This is a genomic window from Rhizobium sp. PDO1-076 (genome assembly GCF_000247475.1).
Classification (GTDB): domain Bacteria; phylum Pseudomonadota; class Alphaproteobacteria; order Rhizobiales; family Rhizobiaceae; genus Allorhizobium.
On the sequence record NZ_AHZC01000323.1, the window covers coordinates 1 to 865 of the forward strand.

Consider the following 865-nt stretch of genomic DNA (forward strand, 5'->3'; position numbering starts at 1 on the left):
GAAGTCCCCACTCCTTCTCGAATTCTGTCTCGAAATCTGCATCGCTGTCGATCATTGGCTGGGGTGGCGGAGCGACGGCTTCATCAGGCACCAGAGACAGGTCTTGAGCAAACACCTTATTGCCTTGGCGCCCGAGCGTATAGCGGAGCGGAGCGCCGGGTTGCAGTGTCGGAAGATTCGCGTCCGTCACCTTATTAAGATGGAGAAAGACGTCGGGACTACCGTCATCAGGCTTGATAAAGCCGTAACCTTTGGCGGTGTCGAACCATTTGAGCTTCCCCGTCGGCATGGATGTCCTCTTTTAACTCGTGTTGCTCCCATGTCTTGCAGGACCAAGGGCAAGGGGGATGTAGATCTAGCCGCTTTCGGCGGCGTTCAGACGCTCTTGCATGTCTTTGCCGGCTCTGAAGAAGGGAAACCATTTCTCCTCGACGAAGACCGCTGTACCGGTTGCCGGGTTTCGGCCCAACCGCGAAGGCCGATGCCTGACCGAAAACGTTCCGAAACCTCGCAGCTCAACCCGGTCGCCACGCGCCAGGGCTTCGGTGATCTCGTCCAGAACCGCGTCGACGATCCATTCCGCATCCTTACGATGAAGACGAGGATTGCGGAAAGCGATGATTTCAATGAGCTCCGATCTGATCATGAACTCTTCTTGCAAAAATTGCTTCGCGTGGAAAGACTCTCTTTTTTCTCCCATTTCCTTCACTCATTTGTCGCGCTTCAAATTTATGCATATTTTGGCAATACAGAGGTGCCAGAACTGACTTTTTTGAAGGTAGCCAATTTACAAAATGAGAAACTCGTTGATTTAGCAGGCTGCTGAACAAAGGCTTGCGTTGCCGCAACGTCGGGGCCGCGGTTT

2 protein-coding genes are annotated in these 865 nt (G+C 53.3%); both read right to left on the reverse strand.

Features of this window, described 5'->3' with window-relative positions; genetic code table 11:
* The coding region (locus PDO_RS16055) for a cold-shock protein (protein WP_007604077.1) at positions 1–289 on the reverse strand (289 nt) is incomplete at its 3' end.
* 66 nt (positions 290–355) lie between these two features.
* The gene (locus PDO_RS16060; RefSeq protein WP_007604079.1) at positions 356–700 is read right to left on the reverse strand and encodes an integration host factor subunit beta; all 345 of its coding nucleotides are present in this window, start codon (positions 698–700) and stop codon (positions 356–358) included.
* Positions 701–865 lie beyond the last annotated feature (165 nt).

What these genes read in the sequence shown, in the direction of transcription:
- PDO_RS16060 (WP_007604079.1), bottom strand. Translation starts at nt 700, where the DNA reads ATGGGAGAAAAAAGAGAGTCTTTCCACGCGAAGCAATTTTTGCAAGAA.